Source organism: Roseobacter fucihabitans (assembly GCF_014337925.2).
Taxonomy (GTDB): Bacteria; Pseudomonadota; Alphaproteobacteria; order Rhodobacterales; family Rhodobacteraceae; genus Roseobacter; species Roseobacter fucihabitans.
Genome location: NZ_CP143423.1, coordinates 2,977,886 through 2,994,003 on the forward strand (window position 1 = coordinate 2,977,886; position 16,118 = coordinate 2,994,003).

Annotated in this window: 18 protein-coding genes and 4 pseudogenes; 17 read left to right on the top strand and 5 right to left on the bottom strand. The window is 54.2% G+C overall.

Annotation, left to right across the window (positions count from 1 at the left end; all coding sequences use genetic code 11):
• Nucleotides 1–17: 17 nt before the first annotated feature.
• On the bottom strand, nt 18–1,010 hold the full coding sequence (gene dctP / locus ROLI_RS14605; RefSeq protein WP_187431376.1) for a TRAP transporter substrate-binding protein DctP: 993 nt from the start codon (nt 1,008–1,010) through the stop codon (nt 18–20).
• A 156-nt stretch (nt 1,011–1,166) separates the two neighbouring features.
• Between dctP and ROLI_RS14610 the strand changes: the two genes are divergently transcribed.
• The 10 genes and pseudogenes from ROLI_RS14610 (at nt 1,167) to ROLI_RS14655 (ending at nt 7,500) form a co-directional block, all read left to right on the top strand.
• Nucleotides 1,167–2,123, top strand: coding sequence for a LysR family transcriptional regulator (locus ROLI_RS14610; protein ID WP_187431375.1), 957 nt, complete (start codon nt 1,167–1,169; stop codon nt 2,121–2,123).
• A 107-nt stretch (nt 2,124–2,230) separates the two neighbouring features.
• Nucleotides 2,231–2,422 carry a hypothetical protein gene (locus ROLI_RS14615; protein WP_405048967.1) on the top strand — a complete coding sequence of 64 codons (192 nt, stop codon included), beginning with the start codon at nt 2,231–2,233 and terminating at the stop codon, nt 2,420–2,422.
• A 39-nt stretch (nt 2,423–2,461) separates the two neighbouring features.
• A pseudogene (locus ROLI_RS14620) lies at nt 2,462–3,147 on the top strand (IS6 family transposase).
• 37 nt (nt 3,148–3,184) lie between these two features.
• A pseudogene (locus ROLI_RS14625) lies at nt 3,185–3,394 on the top strand (tyrosine-type recombinase/integrase); the annotation flags it as partial.
• Nucleotides 3,395–3,405: 11 nt separating this feature from the next.
• Nucleotides 3,406–4,599, top strand: coding sequence for an IS91 family transposase (locus ROLI_RS14630; RefSeq protein ID WP_187431374.1), 1,194 nt, complete (start codon nt 3,406–3,408; stop codon nt 4,597–4,599).
• A gap of 611 nt (nt 4,600–5,210) precedes the next feature.
• Nucleotides 5,211–5,324: pseudogene (locus ROLI_RS14635) on the top strand (Rrf2 family transcriptional regulator); the annotation flags it as partial.
• Nucleotides 5,308–5,781 (top strand): annotated as a pseudogene (locus ROLI_RS14640) (CobW family GTP-binding protein). The pseudogenes ROLI_RS14635 and ROLI_RS14640, both read left to right, overlap by 17 nt.
• Before the next feature lie 48 nt (nt 5,782–5,829).
• The gene (locus ROLI_RS14645; RefSeq protein ID WP_316247482.1) at nt 5,830–6,213 is read left to right on the top strand and encodes a GTP-binding protein; all 384 of its coding nucleotides are present in this window, start codon (nt 5,830–5,832) and stop codon (nt 6,211–6,213) included.
• Entirely contained in the window at nt 6,198–7,259 is a 1,062-nt protein-coding gene (locus ROLI_RS14650) for a WD40 repeat domain-containing protein (RefSeq protein WP_338469169.1), read from the top strand. Before ROLI_RS14645 ends, ROLI_RS14650 begins: the two co-directional genes overlap by 16 nt.
• On the top strand, nt 7,252–7,500 hold the full coding sequence (locus ROLI_RS14655) for a hypothetical protein (RefSeq protein WP_262386606.1): 249 nt from the start codon (nt 7,252–7,254) through the stop codon (nt 7,498–7,500). The genes ROLI_RS14650 and ROLI_RS14655 overlap by 8 nt, the downstream gene beginning before the upstream one ends.
• Nucleotides 7,501–7,764: 264 nt before the next feature.
• Here the strand turns inward: ROLI_RS14655 and ROLI_RS14660 are convergent, their stop codons facing one another.
• Together ROLI_RS14660 and ROLI_RS14665 are read right to left on the bottom strand one after the other, a co-directional pair.
• On the bottom strand, nt 7,765–8,142 hold the full coding sequence (locus ROLI_RS14660) for a hypothetical protein (RefSeq protein WP_222869624.1): 378 nt from the start codon (nt 8,140–8,142) through the stop codon (nt 7,765–7,767).
• 117 nt (nt 8,143–8,259) lie between these two features.
• A complete protein-coding gene (locus tag ROLI_RS14665) occupies nt 8,260–9,072 on the bottom strand; it encodes a PRC-barrel domain-containing protein (protein WP_187431371.1) in 813 nt (270 codons plus the stop codon).
• A 311-nt stretch (nt 9,073–9,383) separates the two neighbouring features.
• On the opposite strand from ROLI_RS14665, the gene ROLI_RS14670 reads away from it, so the two are divergent.
• A complete protein-coding gene (locus ROLI_RS14670; RefSeq protein ID WP_262386605.1) occupies nt 9,384–9,656 on the top strand; it encodes a DUF202 domain-containing protein in 273 nt (90 codons plus the stop codon).
• Nucleotides 9,657–9,811: 155 nt separating this feature from the next.
• A complete protein-coding gene (locus ROLI_RS14675; protein WP_187431370.1) occupies nt 9,812–10,657 on the top strand; it encodes a mechanosensitive ion channel family protein in 846 nt (281 codons plus the stop codon).
• Between the two features lie 131 nt (nt 10,658–10,788).
• Here ROLI_RS14675 and ROLI_RS14680 read toward each other — a convergent pair whose 3' ends face one another.
• Entirely contained in the window at nt 10,789–11,070 is a 282-nt protein-coding gene (locus tag ROLI_RS14680; RefSeq protein ID WP_405048968.1) for a CsbD family protein, read from the bottom strand.
• Nucleotides 11,071–11,533: 463 nt separating this feature from the next.
• On the opposite strand from ROLI_RS14680, the gene ROLI_RS14685 reads away from it, so the two are divergent.
• On the top strand, nt 11,534–12,319 hold the full coding sequence (locus ROLI_RS14685; RefSeq protein WP_262386604.1) for a Crp/Fnr family transcriptional regulator: 786 nt from the start codon (nt 11,534–11,536) through the stop codon (nt 12,317–12,319).
• A 2-nt stretch (nt 12,320–12,321) separates the two neighbouring features.
• On the opposite strand, the gene ROLI_RS14690 is transcribed toward ROLI_RS14685, so the two are convergent.
• Nucleotides 12,322–12,819, bottom strand: a complete 498-nt coding sequence (locus ROLI_RS14690; protein ID WP_187431366.1) for a ferritin-like domain-containing protein — start codon at nt 12,817–12,819, stop codon at nt 12,322–12,324.
• A 284-nt stretch (nt 12,820–13,103) separates the two neighbouring features.
• Here ROLI_RS14690 and ROLI_RS14695 point away from each other — a divergent pair, with 284 nt between their 5' ends.
• The 4 genes from ROLI_RS14695 to ROLI_RS14710 are packed head-to-tail and all read left to right on the top strand — an operon-like array spanning nt 13,104 to nt 16,113.
• Nucleotides 13,104–13,583, top strand: coding sequence for a hypothetical protein (locus ROLI_RS14695; RefSeq protein ID WP_187431365.1), 480 nt, complete (start codon nt 13,104–13,106; stop codon nt 13,581–13,583).
• Nucleotides 13,580–13,981, top strand: coding sequence for a phage holin family protein (locus ROLI_RS14700; RefSeq protein WP_187431364.1), 402 nt, complete (start codon nt 13,580–13,582; stop codon nt 13,979–13,981). The genes ROLI_RS14695 and ROLI_RS14700 overlap by 4 nt, the downstream gene beginning before the upstream one ends.
• Entirely contained in the window at nt 13,971–15,107 is a 1,137-nt protein-coding gene (locus tag ROLI_RS14705) for a DUF3618 domain-containing protein (RefSeq protein WP_187431363.1), read from the top strand. The genes ROLI_RS14700 and ROLI_RS14705 overlap by 11 nt, the downstream gene beginning before the upstream one ends.
• A 58-nt stretch (nt 15,108–15,165) precedes the next feature.
• On the top strand, nt 15,166–16,113 hold the full coding sequence (locus tag ROLI_RS14710) for a YihY/virulence factor BrkB family protein (protein WP_187431362.1): 948 nt from the start codon (nt 15,166–15,168) through the stop codon (nt 16,111–16,113).
• Nucleotides 16,114–16,118 lie beyond the last annotated feature (5 nt).

Genomic DNA, 16,118 nt, shown 5'->3' on the forward strand with positions numbered 1-16,118 from the left:
GCCCCTGCCACAGGTGTTTACTGGTCGGCCATCAGAGCATCGATGACGTCTTGCCCGACAATCTCCGCAATCTGTGGCCAGACGTCCGCCCGCACGGTGTCGGCAATCGCGGCACGCTCGGCATCCGAGACGGGGATGACCTGATACCCACGTTCTTCCAGCTTGGTCAGATAAGCGCCTTCATTTTCACGGCCCCAAGCGGCGTAGTCTTGCGCAGCCTTGTCAAAGGCAGCCTGAACGGCGGCTTGTTGCTCGGCGTTGAGATCATTCCAGGTGTCCAGCGAGGCATAATACGTCGTGTTCTCGACCACTGCATTGTAGGGCACAAAGGCTTTGCCGACATCGGATGTTGCAAAGGCCGTATAGGCCAGTTGCGCCGTGCAGCAAATCGCGCCGTCTACGGTGCCCGATTGAATGGCTGGGAAGACTTCACCCCAGTTCATCGTCGTGGCGTTAAAACCAATCGCCTCAACGGTCGCTTTGATGACCTGGCTCGACCAGACACGAATATTCATGCCCTTGTCACCGGTTGTGGTCGCATTTTCCGGGATTGCCTCTGCGACAACGCCCACAAAGCCTTCAGGCGCGTTGGCCAACAGCTTAAGGCCCAGCCCATCCAGTGTTGATGCGAAAATTGAATTGAAAGCGGACTCAGAGTTGAGATAAACCGCTTCGGCCTCATCCCAACTGCTGACCAGATAGGGCAATGAATTGATTTCCAGCACGGGGTCGTTGTGCGCGTAGACGACCGAATGAACCAAATCGACATTGCCGCGCGAAGCTGCTTCAAACAGTTCTTCGCCGGAGCCGAGTTGGCCGGCAGGAAAAACCATAATGTTCAGCCCGACATCTGCGGCTTCAATGTCGGTTTTAATCTGGGTCAACAGGTCATTGCCGAAGTGTTCAACAGGTACCACACCTGCCAGTTTGAGCGTGGTATCTGCCACTGCCGGACCCGCCAATGCCAAAGCAAGGGCAGCGCCTGCTGTCAATTTGTTGAAAATACTCATTGAAAATTCTCCCTGTGGTACGCATGTACCGTTGTTTTATTTTCGCGCAATTCAACTCCCGTAGATTGCCCGTTGTATTAACTAGACGGTGCGATGGACCCATAAAGCAAATTCATTTATATTATTTATGTATAATTTATAAATATGGATACTGCTGTGAACCTGACCCATACAGACCGGTTTTGCCGAAATCTCGATTGGAATCTGTTGTTTGTCTTCTTTGTTCTTGTCGAGGAAAAGAGCGTGACCAAAGCGGCCAAGCGCTTGCTGGTGTCACAACCTGCCGTATCAAACGCCCTGAAACGGCTGGAAGCGCAATTTGATTGTACCTTGATCGAGCGCTCGGCGCGGCGATTTGCTCTGTCTGAGGCAGGTCGGTTGTTATACGAGGAAGCCGCCCAGATGCGCGGCTCCGTTTCACGCATTGCCGTCGCGCTGAAGGACGTCACCGATGAAATCACGGGCCATGTCACCATTAGCGTTGCGACCCATGCTGAGTCTCCGGTGATTGATGCAGCCTTGCGCCAATTCCACACGAACCATCCGCGCGCAACGCTATCCATCCAGGTTGTGACCAGTGGTGATATTCTTACGGCAGTACGACGTAAGACAGTGACCTGCGGGATAGGGCTTGCGCAAAATAAAGTGCCTGAACTAGACTATGAGATGATCTATCGCGAGCGTTTTGCGCTTTATTGTGGGAAAAGCAGCGATTTGTTTGGTAAGCAAATCCTAACAAGCGTTGATGTTGTTGCTCAGCCTTATGTGACTTTTCCGACAGATGAACCGGGTGGGGACATGCATGATTTTGCGGTGGCTCGCAGGGATTTCGGGATTACATCGACCCCAGTCGGGCGGTCTTATCATCTCGAAGAATTGCGCCGTCTAATCGAGATCGGTGTTGGTATCGGCCCACTGCCGTTCCACGTAGCGCAGCGCTATGTCGCAATGGGACGCCTTTGGGAAATACCCATTGCGGCGGACTTGCCGGTGTTCGACGTCAGCTTAATCACCAACCCCCGAACCTGTCTTAATCCCAGTGAGTCAGCGTTCATCGACATCTTGCGCGTCAAAATCGCCGAGCGATCAATTCAAGAACGCAGCTATCTTTAACGCCTGAATTGACATGGTAGTTTAGCAAATTTTCGGAAGACGGTTGGGTTTTGTAGCGACTCGGTTCAGTGGAGGCGCTTTCCAAAACCAATACCAGGATTGAGAAGTTGATCAATTTCAAAGGCGCGCATCATCCGAAATCTGTGATCCTGTACGCGGTCTATTTCTATGTTCGGTTCGCGGTATCATATCGGGATCTCGAGGAAATCATGGCCGAGCGCGGCGTTGTTATCGATCACGCTACTCTGCAGGGTTCTGTCGCAAAGTTTTTGCGGTTGGTTGGACCGGCTCGCGCATGATAGGATCAGGCTTTTGAGTTTGAAAGCGAGCGCCTACCCGTGACGATTGATTTCAAAGGGAACCATTTCCCGAAGAGCGTGATCCTTTGCGCTGTGTTTTTCTATGTCCGCTACGGTGTCTGTATAGGGATCTTGAGGAGATCATGGCCGAACGCGGCGTCGAAAGCGATCATGCCACGCTGAACCGCTGGGTGGTGAAATTCTCTCCGTTGATCGCGGCAAGTGCGCAGGCCAGAAAGAAACCGACAGCCGTCTCTTGGCGGATGGACGAGACATACATGAAGGTTCGTGGCAAGTGGACCTATCCGTACCGTGCTGTAGATCGGGACGGGCAAACCCTTGGTTTCATGCTGTCAGAGCGTCGCGATACCGCTGCCGCGCGAAGGTTCTTCAAACGCGCCGTTGGCACCAACGGTGTCCCAGACTGAATTGCCATCGACAAGAGCGGTGCCAATTTAGCTGGTTTGCAAAGTCTAAACGTCATCCTCAAATTCACAGGAGTTGGCCGGATCATCGATATCGTTCAATCCAAATACCTCAACAACATTGTTGAGCAGGACCATCGGTTCATTAAACGGATCACGCGGCCAATGCTCGGTTTCAAAGCATTCCACTCTGCGGCAGCAACGTTAGCTGGGATCGAAACCGCCCATATGATCCGCAAGGGACAGCTAGGCCAAATAGGGCTCTCACCTTTCAAGCAGTTCGCCACCCTCGCAGAATAAATGTGTCCAGCGCCTACACACATTTATGCAGTACGAAACTTTGCACACGCTGCGGCACAGCTTTGCCACGCATCTGCTGGAGGCTGGTACTGACGTCCGCGTGATCCAGGTTTTGCTCGGTCACGCCAAGCTGAGCACGACGGCGCGCTATACCCACGTCGCCACTAAAACGATCCGGGACACGCCCAGCCCGTTTGAGGCACTCAAGCAGCTGAACATCGAGAACCTGCATCTGCGACCGGGATAAGCACTGGCCAGTTGGCGGAGGCAAAGCTGGAGATTGCTGACATCTTCCGCACCCATGGCCCTGCGTGGCGGCAGGCCAACAAAGGACGTGTCAGCCTTTCCCAGCTCAAAGTTATGTCCTCAATTGAAGCCTGCCGAACAGAGGCGTTCGGCGGGCATGTGGCCGCGTGCACCAAATGCGATCACCAACATATCACTTACAACTCGTGCAAGAACCGCCACTGTCCCAAATGTCAGGGACCGGCGGCACGCGACTGGATGGCGGCGCGTGCTGAAGACCTGCTGCCTGTAGAATACTTCCACCTGGTCTTCACACTGCCAGCAGAGATTGCCCGGATCGCGTATTGGAACAAGAAGGCGGTCTATGGCCTGCTCTTCAAAGCATCCGCCCAGACGGTGACCAACATTGCCGCAGATCCCGAACGTCTTGGTGCCCGCGTTGGTATGACCAGCGCCCTGCATACATGGGGTTCGGCGCTGACCCATCACCCCCATGTCCATATGATTGTTCCGGGCGGCGGCCTGTCGCCAAGTGGCAACCGCTGGATCGCGTGCAAGCCGGGGTTCTTTCTGCACGTCCGGGTTCTATCACGACTGTTCCGGCGCTTGCTTATCGAAGGGCTGCTGGCCCTGCATCGTACAGGCGAACTTAACTTCTTTGGTGATCTAGCTGCGTTATCAGAACCGCAGGCCTTTGCCGCATATCTCGCCCCGTTGCGCAAAATAGAATGGGTGGTCTACGCCAAACCACCCTTCGGCGGACCGGAGGCCGTGCTCGCCTATCTCAGCCGATATACGCACCGCGTCGCCATCTCAAACAGCCGACTGATCAGTGCTGATGTCGATACCGTCACCTTCCGCTGGAAAGACTACCGGGTCAAAGACGGTGATGGGCGATCCGTCATGCGCCTGTCCACATCAGAGTTCATCCGACGCTTTCTGATCCATGTGCTACCGGAAAGGTTCCACCGCATCCGCCACGATGGTCTGCTCGCCAGTTCGGCCCGCAAGGCCAATATCGCAAAGGTTCGCACCTTACTCGGCGCACAGCCCCCCAAGCAAGAAGACGCACTAGCCGCCGAGGTCATCCCACTCACATTGCGCGAACCATGCCCCGATTGCGGCGGTGCGATGCGCATCATCGAGATCTTCAGACGCGGCCAGAAACCGCAATCCCGTGCATCACCACGAAAGGCGGCAGCTTGATGAGATGCACGTCAATATCCCACGGCTGCAGCCTGAACAGCCTCGCTTTCCAAGCCAATACAGGCATGCTTGAAGCTGGATTTATAACGTCCGGTGTGCAGAAATTGCATCGAACGTTTCGCACAAACGATGTGCAGATACCTCAGATCGATGCCGAAACCGGAAAACTCTCATCACCTTGGATCAATCACCCCAGGGTCCGCTCAATGCTTTCCCCATAGGGCTCAACCAGATCCCACGGCTTCCTCCTAGTCATGTTTCCCAACGCGGGCCACCGTCGCACAGAAACGAAAACCTTCGCTCAGGCCAGCATCGAAAAACCTTAAACAAAGCCGACATTCGATTTCTTGCCTTCGCTGACGCAGCATTCCTTTGCATGTGCAGCATTTCTGTCGCTACATAGTAACCCAAATCGCCAAACCGGTCGTTGATTGTTACGGCCCACCTCTGATTCCGCCAGTGCACACCCAACTGTGGGAGCGCGTGCAAATCTAGGATCGGCTTTAGATCAGCGTCGATTTCCAAAGAATGCAGCATAGGGCTATGCAAGCGGTGGATTTATTGTAACAATAGTAGTTGCGATATTTGAATAGAGAAGACGGAGTATTCACATCAAGCGGAATTCGCGTTTGTCTTTGGCGCTGCACACACTCAGTCATATGGCATATGACACCGAAGATGCCCAAACATCCGCTGATATCGCGGATCATGCTGGGACCAATCCTGACGGAACGCCATGGCAAGAAATATGCCGTAATCGTTAATGAATTCGGTGAAGAAGGTATCGACAACGATCTTGTTGTCGATGCCGATGAAGAAGTATTTGAAATGAATAATGGCTGCATTTGTTGCACCGTACGGGGGGATCTGATCCGTATCCTCAGCGGTCTGATGAAGCGAGCCGATCAGTTAGATGCTATCATCGTTGAGACCACGGGCCTCGCCGATCCTGCCCCTGTCGCACAGACGTTCTTCGTTGACCAAGATGTCGCCACCCGCACCAAGCTTGATGCGATTGTGACGGTTGCGGACGCTGTGCATCTTGATGGGTAGCTTGGCGCACATCATGAGGCCGAAGAACAGGTTGCCTTTGCCGATGTCGTCCTGCTCAACAAGACAGATTTGGTCGAGGCCGATGGGCTAGAACGGGTCGAGGCGCGTATCAGAAAGATTAATCCTTAAGCCAAGATCATCCGCACAGCACATTGCGCAGCACCACTTGACGAGATTGTGGGGCTGAACGCGTTCAGTCTTAACCGTGTGCTGGAGGTCGAGCCTGATTTTCTGACCTCGGATCACGATCATGAGCACGATGATGATGTGACCAGCGTGTCTTTCACGACCGAAACACAGCTTGATCTGGACAAGTTTCAAACGTGGTTCGGAACGCTCTTGCAAACACATGGCCAGAACATTCTGCGCTCAAAAGGTATTCTCGATTTCGCGGGACAAGATGACCGTTACGTCTTCCAAGGTGTGCATATGCTGATGAGTGGATCGGAAATGGGACCCTGGCCTGATAGCAAGGCGCGCAACTCACGTGTTGTGTTCATTGGGCGCGATCTCGACAAGATGAGTCTTGAGGAAGGATTTGAAGCGTGCAAAGCGGCGTAATGGCTAGGTTGCCTCGCAAAGCCGACCTAAAGCCGACTGCGCTTGAACAACGCGGCAAGCGCTTCGCTTTCGGTGCTCCAGTGACAGGTGCCGTTAGCGTTGGCGACGCCGTTGTCGTCAGTTTTGGAGATGGCATGTTGCGGTTTTTCTGCCCCGATAAGATGCCTCAAGAACTCAAGCTGCATGAGGGCGTTATCCTTTGCTTGGCCGCCGATGGCGACGGCCATGTCATAACGGGAGGTGATGATGGTAAGTTTTTGCGGACGTCTCTCGAAGGTGCAGTTGAAGAACTTGCAGATTTCGGCACCCGCTGGGTGGATTGCGTTGCCGCAAGCCACGGCCAGATTGCCTGTTCGTCGGGAAAAGAGGCCCATGTCTGGACACCCGGGCAAAGCAAAGTGACCGTTTTTGAACATGCCAGCACTGTCGGCGGACTTGCCTTTGACGCAAAGGGCAAACGCCTCGCTGTCAGCTACTACGGCGGGGCGACCATTTGGGCACGGGAAAAGCGTTGGAAGTCATCCAAACTCGTCTGGAAAGGCTTACACGGTGATACCTGTTTTAGCCCAGACGGCAAATATCTTGTGACATGCATGCAAGAAAACGCGCTTCACGCATGGCGTTTGCGAGACAAAGGAGATTTCGAAATGCCGGGTTATCCGGCAAAAATCAGAAGCCTGGCCTGGGTCGGCGACACACCATACCTTGTCACCTCGGGCGCGGATGAAGCCATCGCATGGCCGTTCGGTGGCAAGGACGGACCATTGGGCCGCAAGCCCGTTTGCGTGGCCTACAATGAAGGTGAACTCGTCACTTGCGTGCATGCCCTGCCAGACCAAGACGCCGTCTTTGTTGGGTTCCGAGATGGTGCAGTGCAATTGGCAGAGCTTGATGAAACGAAACCGGCGATTGTCATTTCTGGCTCCACCGGCTCAGAGGTCATCGAGATCATTGTTGCGGGGCTCCATATTTTTGTTGGTGACGCGCGCGGCAATGTGCTGTGGGCCCCTCTTTGGGAAGGGAGCAGCTTTGCTCAACATGTTTGATAACTCCCGCCCTAACCCCGACGCAATCACCCGGGTAAAGGCGCAGTTCACCGAAGCATTTGAACTGCCGGAAGACACCATGCTGAGCCTTGCAGAGCTGCGTTGCCATGAACCGGATTGCCCACCGATCGGGACGGTCATCGTCGCACGCGCGCAGGGCTCTGGCATGCGCGAATGGCGTATAGGAAAACCCATCGCAGAAATCACCGAAGCAGATATCGCGCCACTCACCGGCGACTAGAAAGAAATCTCACCCGGCCATATCTCGGGGCAATCGGCGCGCCGAAGGCAGCTGATCCTTGCGCACTTTTTGGTGGACGCAGCTTGTCGGAATGGCCGCTTTTCATGCCGCGCTGCCGAATAGAAAATCACGTCGTTGCTGCAATATTCGCGCTGCGAGCGCCCGCAGCATGAAAATCCAATTCACAGGTTGGGCTCTTTTATAGCATTCGCCGCAGATTTGGCTAACGGCTGCTTCAGCTGTTTTGAAGCGGCGCACCTCAACTCACCGTTCCCGACCGCGCTCAGTTTGCATTGATTTTTCGAGGGTTTTCGCAGGTAGCTCAGAGCTTCCTTTATCAGAAGCACCACGTACAGTCGCATTCTTCACCCGAGTCTGCTCGATAATCCGGGAGATGTCTTTCGAGGTCAGCGCTTTTGCCGCCATCTGCTGAGCAATGCTCACGTTGGGCAACCGCTGTACGTCGAATTGTCGGCCTTCCCGAATGCCTTTGGCAAGTTCGCTGGAATCAAGATCACGCACCGTGTCGCGGTCTGTATCCGCGACACCTGCGGTGCGCATTTCCGCATCCAGTATGGCCAGAATACTGGCGGCACCGCGCAGCTCTGGATTATTCATTCTCTGCATAGCGTATTCAGTCATTATCGCGAAAGCTTTGTGCCGCGCACATCGTTCGATTTAGGCGAACATAGAGGGGGTTGCCGCCAAATAACTGGCGGCAACAAACTCATTAAACAATTAGTATTCTAGTCATGAGGGTTAGCCGTCGTAGTTTGGCTGCGCTTCAAGTGCTTCTTGCGTGCTCTCGATGTAGACGCGGACATCGCCTTCGCTCTGCATGATGGTCAACTCCTCCAGTGTGACGGCTACTGGCTTTTCGCCCATTCCAAGGAAACCACCGACGTCGATGACTGCGCGTTCAATTTTACCATCAACAGCCAAAAGCAACTCACTAATTTCACCGACGTCTTCGTCATTAAGACCATAGACGCGGGCACCTGTCAGCATCTCGCTGGTCAGTTGCTCGATCACAACGGCTTCATATCCGTCACGGTTGATCATTGGCGGTGTCAACGTTGATCGGCCCATGGAAGAACCCATATCCGTGTCAGCGCGTGTGTAGGATGGTGCGTCTGTAACGCCCGCAACGTTCGCCTTTATGACAAGAAAAAAGTCGTCTGCGTCGTCTTGGTCAGCAACAATTTGAAGCTGCGACATATCGATCGCTACATCTTTTTCACCGATGCTCAAGAAACCACCGACGCCTACGATGACGGAGGATACTTCGCCGGAACGGGTCAAAACAATCTCGTTGATCTCGCCGATATCATCCCATTCCTTTTCGCCGTCTGCGGCCAAAGGTTCGTTGGCAATGTCGCTCTCAGATGCGTAAACCCGCATGCCGATCAATTCGGATGCATTCAGGTTTTGCGCTGCGTCGAATTTGAATTCCATGAATGCAGTTGTGTGAGCATCAGCATAGGCAGATGTTCCCAACACCAATGCGGTCGCGGCAGTGGCAAGAAACTGCATGGTCTTGGAATGTGTTGCTTTGTTTTTCGTATGTAACATTTTTCTATCCTTGATAATGCCATACGTCACCCTGCGAAGTTGCGCATGATGGCGAAGGCCTGACAGTTGGTCTCTGGTCACGGCGAGTTGAAACCCCGCACACCGATCGCCCAGCCCCGCGTTGCGGCGGAGTATCCTGAGCCTGATCGACTTTAGCTGACTGCCAAAATGCAGTGTCGGCCAAAACACTAATCTGGGACAAGAAATGACTGTTTACCGCCTTCTCATGGGTAGGATGGTCCGGCTGGCGTTAGCGGTCTGCCGTTTTCTGTGATTAGTTATTAATTTATCCCTGCAAGAGGACCCATCATATGCCTGATACCGAAATGTCCAAAGATCCGTCGTCAAATGAAATGGCCGACACCCGGACCGCTTGGGCCGAGGATCGCACAATGCTGGCAAACGAGAGGACTTTTGCAGGCTGGATGCGAACGGGTATGGCCTGTGTCGCACTCGCGCTTGGCCTGAAGGCCGTTTTCAAAGATACGGACTATCCGCTGATCGCAAAAAGCGTGGCAGAAGTGTTCATTGTCGTTGCGATCCTGATTTTCTGGGCTGCCGTCTCAAAATGTCGCGAGACCTGAAAGCGCATGGATGATCACGACGTCAGTGCACAATCGCATAAACGGATGACAATATTAGCCACGATTTTAACCTTTGGAGCTGTCGCGACGGGGATAATCCTATGGCTGTTGTAGGACAACCAGCCCATTTTCATTGATCACGAAGGAAAACACTTTTGGAACCCGTTAAAATTTTGATTGAACAGCTACGAGAAATTGCCCGCGCATCGATCGAGCTGCTGCCGCAGGTTGCAGTCGCAATAGTCGTCATCTTGCTTACCGTCGGCATGAGCAAATTTGTAAAGTACGTGGCACGGCGGGTCTTTGCCCGCACAAAGCTTCGCACAAGCCTCAAAGAGCTGTTTACGCTACTCTTGTCGATTTTTGTTTGGATCTTAGGTTTGATGGTTGCCGCGGTCATCGTGTTTCCAGGATTAACACCATCAAGCATTCTTGCAGGCCTTGGTATCGGTTCTGTCGCTATCGGCTTCGCGTTTAAAGACGTCTTCGAGAATTTTCTTGCGGGTATCATTATCCTGTTTCGTCGCGAAATGCGCATCGGCGACTTTATTGAATGTGGGAATATTGAGGGGCAGGTTGATCACATTGCAATTCGTGAAAGCCATATCAGGCAAACTGATGGTCAGCTGATCATTGTACCCAATTCGATCCTGTTCAAGAACCCCGTGACCGTTCGGACAGACCTCGACGTTCGGCGGATTACCATCATCTGTGGTGTTGCCTATGATGTGGATGTGGATGAAGCACGCGACGTGATCCGCGATGCTGTTGCAAGCTGCGACAGCGTTGTTCAGGACAACAAACCGATCGAGATTTTTGCGCAGGAATTTGCGGAATCCTCGATCAATTTCGAAGTGACATGGTGGGCGGGCTCCCAACCGCTGGATGTGCGCGCGTCGCGTGACCAAGTCGTGTCACGTGTGAAGCGTGCTTTGGACACTGCCGGGATCGAGATCCCGTTCCCGTACCGCACGTTGACTTTCAAAGAGCCGCTAAAGTAACGCGCTGATACTGATGCTTAATTACGAAAGGCAGCCCTGTTGGTCTCGTGGTTTCGTCGCGCCGTGAACCGGCCGGTTTCTTATGTGCTAGAAAGAAGAAAGGGCCGCAGCGTTTGCGGCCCTCTTTTCGCCTATTGCTCGTTCATGAAGTCGTCGACTTCTTTTTTAGCTTCTTCTTTGGTCTTGCCGTATTTGGCCTGAACCTTGCCTTCGAGAGCTTCACGGTCTCCGTTTACTTCTGCGATGTCATCATCAGTGAGGTCGCCCCATTTCGTTTTGACATTGCCTGTCATTTCTTTCCATTTGCCTTCGATCTGATCCCAGTTCATCGGGTATCCTTTCAAGTTGAGTGTAGTAAGGGATGGTCCCTCACTTTGGGTATGCTTGTCGGCAGGGGCGGCGATAGCGGTCATTCTGGGGGAAACCTATCCGGATGTCTTTGGTGCGGTTGGTGCGCATTCAGATATCCCCGCGGGTATCGCAAAAGATTTGCCATCGGCGTTTGCAGCAATAGTGGGCCATCCGCTTTACGCTTCGCGCGTGCCGGACACTGACGAAATCGTTCGTACGATCGTGTTTCACGGCGTATCAGACACGACCGTTAAGCCGTCCAACGGATCGACGATCGCGCAGCGCGCGATGGAGGGGGACGCCCGGCAAAGTATCGAGACAACAGAGTAGGCTGAAACCTCCGGTCGCGATTTCACCTGTCATGTATCGCGTGATCTGGACTGGAGCGATGATGACGGAAAGAATGATGCGAATGAGATCCATGAGGAAATGTCCTATAAATGAGTATACCATGGGAAGACACGCGATCAGCTGCTGGCGCAAGATAATAGCAGTGGGCAAACTTAATGTATGTTAGGATTAGGGATGAAACAGGATTATCAAAGCTGTCTGATCAGCCGCCTCTCCAGATTTGTCACGCTTACGGATGCAGAATGCGCTTTTATCGCCGATCTTGAAAAAGACGAGCAAAAGCGAAAGAAAGGCCGTCCGGTTGTAAGCGTCGGTGAGGCAACAGATGGGATCATGGTCCTTAAATCAGGCTGGGCCGTTGTTAAAGCAGACAGCTCAGACGGGCGCAGCCAGATTTTGCGGGTGTATCTTCCCGGCGAGGTTATGGGGCTGGCCGAGTTGGGGACATCGCACGCGCACCACCGAATTGTCATGCAGACCGACGGCATGGTCTGCCCGTTTCCCAGAAAGGGCCTTGCACCGCTTTTCATAGACTTTCCACGACTGGCAGCCCTGCTGACCTCTGTCGGTAGCCTTGATCAGATTGCGCTGCGTCACCACGCAGGTGTTCTGGGATCACTGGACGCGGCGGGTAAGCTTAAATCATGGCTGCTCCAACTGCGGTCCAGGCTGGAGGTTGCTAACGTCGGTTTGGGAAACCGTTTTCAAGTGCCTTTCAGTCAGGTCGAGATTGGTCAAGCAGTTGGTTTGACTTCTATTTACGTCAACAAACTGCTGCGCAGGTTCGTCGAAAACGGTGAAATGGAAATTGATCGCCCTTACGTGCGGCTGCTCAAGCGGGATGAGTGGGAAAAAGAATGCGAATACGTTGACGCATTCGTCAATATGGACACATCATGGTTTCCGCCCGCAATCGGGGCGGAAACAACCGGCACGGCCCAAATGGCCGAGCCGGTCTGAGTTTAAGCAACTGCGTATTGATTGATGCCACCGGTCGCGAGATCCGTCATCGTACGGTCCCCGTCATAGGACGCGTCGAGGCATTTTTTCAGTTTTTCAGCGTCGTTGTCCAACTCTAGCCGGTCAGCAAATGCGGCAAGGCAACCGTATCCTGCAATCGCGTAGTGAACCAGTCGCTGGTACTGCGTGACGATCATCGCGTCACGGACCGCATCCTCGCCGAAACTCTCGTCCAAAGCGTGAGCGCGGGCTTCTTTTACCAGACCTTCCATGCCCTTACAGTGTTCACCACTCGGGCTTTCATCGTGACCTTTGGCAATCACTTCAAGCGCATGATTACCCGTCTCGATGCCTTTAGCTCCTGCCATCAGCGCGTCTGCCAAGCCTTTATCAGTAGCCGCTTCAGCCATTGCTTTGGTCACATCATGCGCCTGTTTATTGGCGCTGTAGATGTCTTTGAGTTGCTCAAGGTAGAGGTCTTCCAGTGTGTCGATGCTCATGGTCAATCCTTTCAGGGTGAGCCTTAACGCTATCCCATTCAGGCCGGTTCCACATGCCTGATCGGGTGGTGAACCGTCCTGAATGGTCAAACGCTAAACCAGATTAGTGCCTGCGTGCCCCTGTCCCAAACGTTCGGGGCTAAAGATGATCCCACAAGCGACACCTGCGTCGCATCATCAAAACAGGGGCACCCCATGCACAACGTATTCTATCTCATCGGCTTGATCGTCGTCGTTCTGGCCGTCGTCAGCTTTGTATTCTGAACCTGAACTGGAGAAATAACATGTCGACCTACAAAACGCCCACCGCCAGTCAGAATGAGCCAGCCACCAAAGAGGCGAAACGCAAGGCTGCCGAACTTGGAACGCAAGCCAAAGCAGCTGCTGGCACTTTGGCTCAGGACGCTGCATCTGCCGCGACCACCCAAGCCAATGCTGCCAAGTCGTCAGTCGCCGATGAAATGTCCGGCGTCGCGTCCGCCTTGCGCACTGCAGCGCAAGAGATGCGCAGTGGTTCACCGCAGGAACGCACATTTGGCCAGATTGCCGAAGGTCTTGCTGATGCGTCAGAAGCCATGCGCGACAAGGATCTCAGCACTATGGTGCGGGACGTCAGCACGTTTGCGCGCAAGAATCCGTTGGTATTTCTGGGCGGTGCAGCGCTGATCGGTTTCGCGGCTACACGGTTTGCCAAAGCGTCAGGTGATATGACCGCTGATGCTCCGAATGCTCCCTACACCCAGCCGCGCGGAGATTTCTTATGAGCGACAACAACATAAACAAAAGCGCGGGCAGCCTGCTGTCTGATGCGCTGAGCAATGTCAGCGGACTGGTGCGCAGCGAAGTTGATCTGGCACGCGCTGAAATCAGCGAGAATGTCACCAAGGCAGGCGTGGCTATCGGCTTGATTGCAGGGTCAGCGATCATTGCGCTTGTCGCGTTGAACGTCCTTGCCGCAGCCCTCGTCGCTGCGCTTGCCAATGCCGGTATCGATGCGGGATGGGCGGCACTGATTGTCGGCGCCCTGCTGGCCATTGTCGCTTATATCCTCATCAATAAGGGCATCAACGATCTGAAACTTTCAAGCCTTGCACCGACGCGGACTGTCAAAAATGTCCAGCGCGATGCCGCAGCCGTAAAGGAAGCTTACAATGACAAATGAGAACCGCAGTCCAAAAGAAATCGAGCGCGACATCGAAGAGCAGCGCTCCGATCTGACCTCCAATCTGGAGGGCTTGCAGGACAAGTTTTCCATCGACACAATTGTCCGCCAGATCGGTGATCAGTTTCGTGAACACGGTGGTGATATCGGCCGCTCTGTGTCCGATCAGGTCAAGGCGAACCCGATTCCACTGGCGCTGACCGGTATCGGACTGGCGTGGATGATGTTTGGCAATGCGTCGCGGCAGAACGCGCCGGCCCGGATCGCAAACGATGGGTACAGTGATGCAGAGCACGATTATCGCCGTACCCGCATCGAACAAGGTCGGCCCTATTTTGCTCCGACGCCATATCCATTGTCGCGTAACGATGGTCCATCGTGGTCGTATGATGATACGCAGAGTGGTCCGACGATATCGGAGCGGATGTCTGACGGTGCCGATGCAGCACGCGATCACGCCGCCAGTGCTGCGTCCGAAGTTAGAGGTGGTACGGCTTCTGCGGCATCCTCTGTGTCCGATGCGGTAAGCGCTGCAGGGTCTTCCGTAGCCGGTGCAACCGCATCTGCAAAATCTACCCTTTCCGGCGCAGCACAATCCGCACGGGACGGCCTTGCAACAGCAGGTAGCCGGATCGCCGAAGGCACCGAAAGTCTGACCGAAGAGGGTCGCCTGCGGGTAATCGCAGCGCGCAGAAAGGCCGTCGAGATGCGCCGTCAGACGGCACGTTCCGCACAGAAAGGCGCTGACGTGGCGGCGGATTTCTATGACAATCAGCCACTTGTGGTCGGTGCATTGGCGCTTGCGTTCGGTGCAGCCCTCGGCGGTGCGTTGCCGCGCACGAAAACCGAGGACGATCTGATGGGCACCCAAAGCGATGATCTCTTCGCGGAAGCCGAGCGTGTTTTTGAAGAAGAAAAGTCCAAGGCAATGTCTGTCGCCAAATCGGTGCAGGATGAGGTCAAGGACATCGCCGCCGAGACGAAATCAGATCTCGATAGCGGTGCGCCCGGCGACAAATCAGCCGTTGAGGCAATTGGCGATACGGCCAAATCAGTGGCTGGACGGGTCGCGAACAAGGCCAAATCGACGGCCAAAGACGAAAACCTCGGCAAGCCCAAGAGCTGAACCAAAACGGAAGGGGCCTCTTTGGTCCCTTCCACTCCAATTTTCTAAAGGATTTAGTATGTCGCGTGGACGCAACGCCGAAACACCCACCGAAATTCCAGCTTTCGGTTGGAAAGATGTCGCATTCCGTCTCAAAGATGAAATCGCCAGCGACAGGGTTGGCCTGATCGCGGCTGGCGTGGCCTTCTATGGGTTGCTGGCCCTGTTTCCTGCAATCACGGCCTTGATCGCAATCAGTGGTCTGCTGGTCGAACCAAGCGAGATCGTGGACCAGTTGAACAACCTGTCCGGTGTTATGCCCGAAGAGGTGATCGCCATCATCACCAAGCAGGCGACAAGCGTGGCGGGGTCGCGCGAAGGTGGGCTTGGACTGGCGGCACTGTTTGGGATATTGATCGCGCTATATTCCGCATCCAAAGGGATGGGCAGCCTGATGCAAGGCATCAACATCGCATACAATGAAGAGGAAGAGCGCGGGTTTATCAAGCTGAAGCTTGTAACCTTTGGTCTGACGATCGTTTTGATGATCGGATTGCTCGTGGCGATGCTGTCCACTCTTGGTATGCCCGCAGTGCTGGCGTTCGTCGATCTTGGATGGGGCATCGAGGCGATCATCACCATCGTTTTCTGGCTGGCGTTGTTCGCACTGACGGTCGTCGGGTTGTCCGTACTGTACCGTTACGCGCCGTCCCGCGATCCCGCTGAGTGGCGCTGGACGTCGCCGGGTGCAATCGCGGGGTGCCTCATGTGGATCGTTGCATCTGCGGGCTTTGCTTTCTACGTCAGCAACTTTGGTTCCTATAACGAGAGCTTTGGCACTCTGGCGGGTGTCATTGTTTTGTTGATGTGGTTCTGGATTTCGGCATTTATCATTCTGCTCGGAGCGGAATTGAACGCCGAGCTTGAGGCGCAGACCCGCCTCGACACCACCCAAGGTCACGACCAGCCAATGGGCCAAAGGGATGCCGAAAAGGCCGATAATTTGGGCGAGGCAGCAGGCAAATGATGTAC

Coding starts and splice junctions, on each gene's coding strand:
- ROLI_RS14700 (WP_187431364.1), top strand. CDS start 13,580: ATGAGCGACAACAACATAAACAAAAGCGCGGGCAGCCTGCTGTCTGAT.
- ROLI_RS14685 (WP_262386604.1), top strand. CDS start 11,534: ATGAAACAGGATTATCAAAGCTGTCTGATCAGCCGCCTCTCCAGATTT.
- ROLI_RS14710 (WP_187431362.1), top strand. CDS start 15,166: ATGTCGCGTGGACGCAACGCCGAAACACCCACCGAAATTCCAGCTTTC.
- ROLI_RS14690 (WP_187431366.1), bottom strand. CDS start 12,819: ATGAGCATCGACACACTGGAAGACCTCTACCTTGAGCAACTCAAAGAC.
- ROLI_RS14695 (WP_187431365.1), top strand. CDS start 13,104: ATGTCGACCTACAAAACGCCCACCGCCAGTCAGAATGAGCCAGCCACC.
- ROLI_RS14705 (WP_187431363.1), top strand. CDS start 13,971: ATGACAAATGAGAACCGCAGTCCAAAAGAAATCGAGCGCGACATCGAA.
- ROLI_RS14670 (WP_262386605.1), top strand. CDS start 9,384: ATGCCTGATACCGAAATGTCCAAAGATCCGTCGTCAAATGAAATGGCC.
- ROLI_RS14665 (WP_187431371.1), bottom strand. CDS start 9,072: ATGTTACATACGAAAAACAAAGCAACACATTCCAAGACCATGCAGTTT.
- ROLI_RS14660 (WP_222869624.1), bottom strand. CDS start 8,142: ATGACTGAATACGCTATGCAGAGAATGAATAATCCAGAGCTGCGCGGT.
- ROLI_RS14680 (WP_405048968.1), bottom strand. CDS start 11,070: ATGACCGCTATCGCCGCCCCTGCCGACAAGCATACCCAAAGTGAGGGA.
- ROLI_RS14655 (WP_262386606.1), top strand. CDS start 7,252: ATGTTTGATAACTCCCGCCCTAACCCCGACGCAATCACCCGGGTAAAG.
- dctP (WP_187431376.1), bottom strand. CDS start 1,010: ATGAGTATTTTCAACAAATTGACAGCAGGCGCTGCCCTTGCTTTGGCA.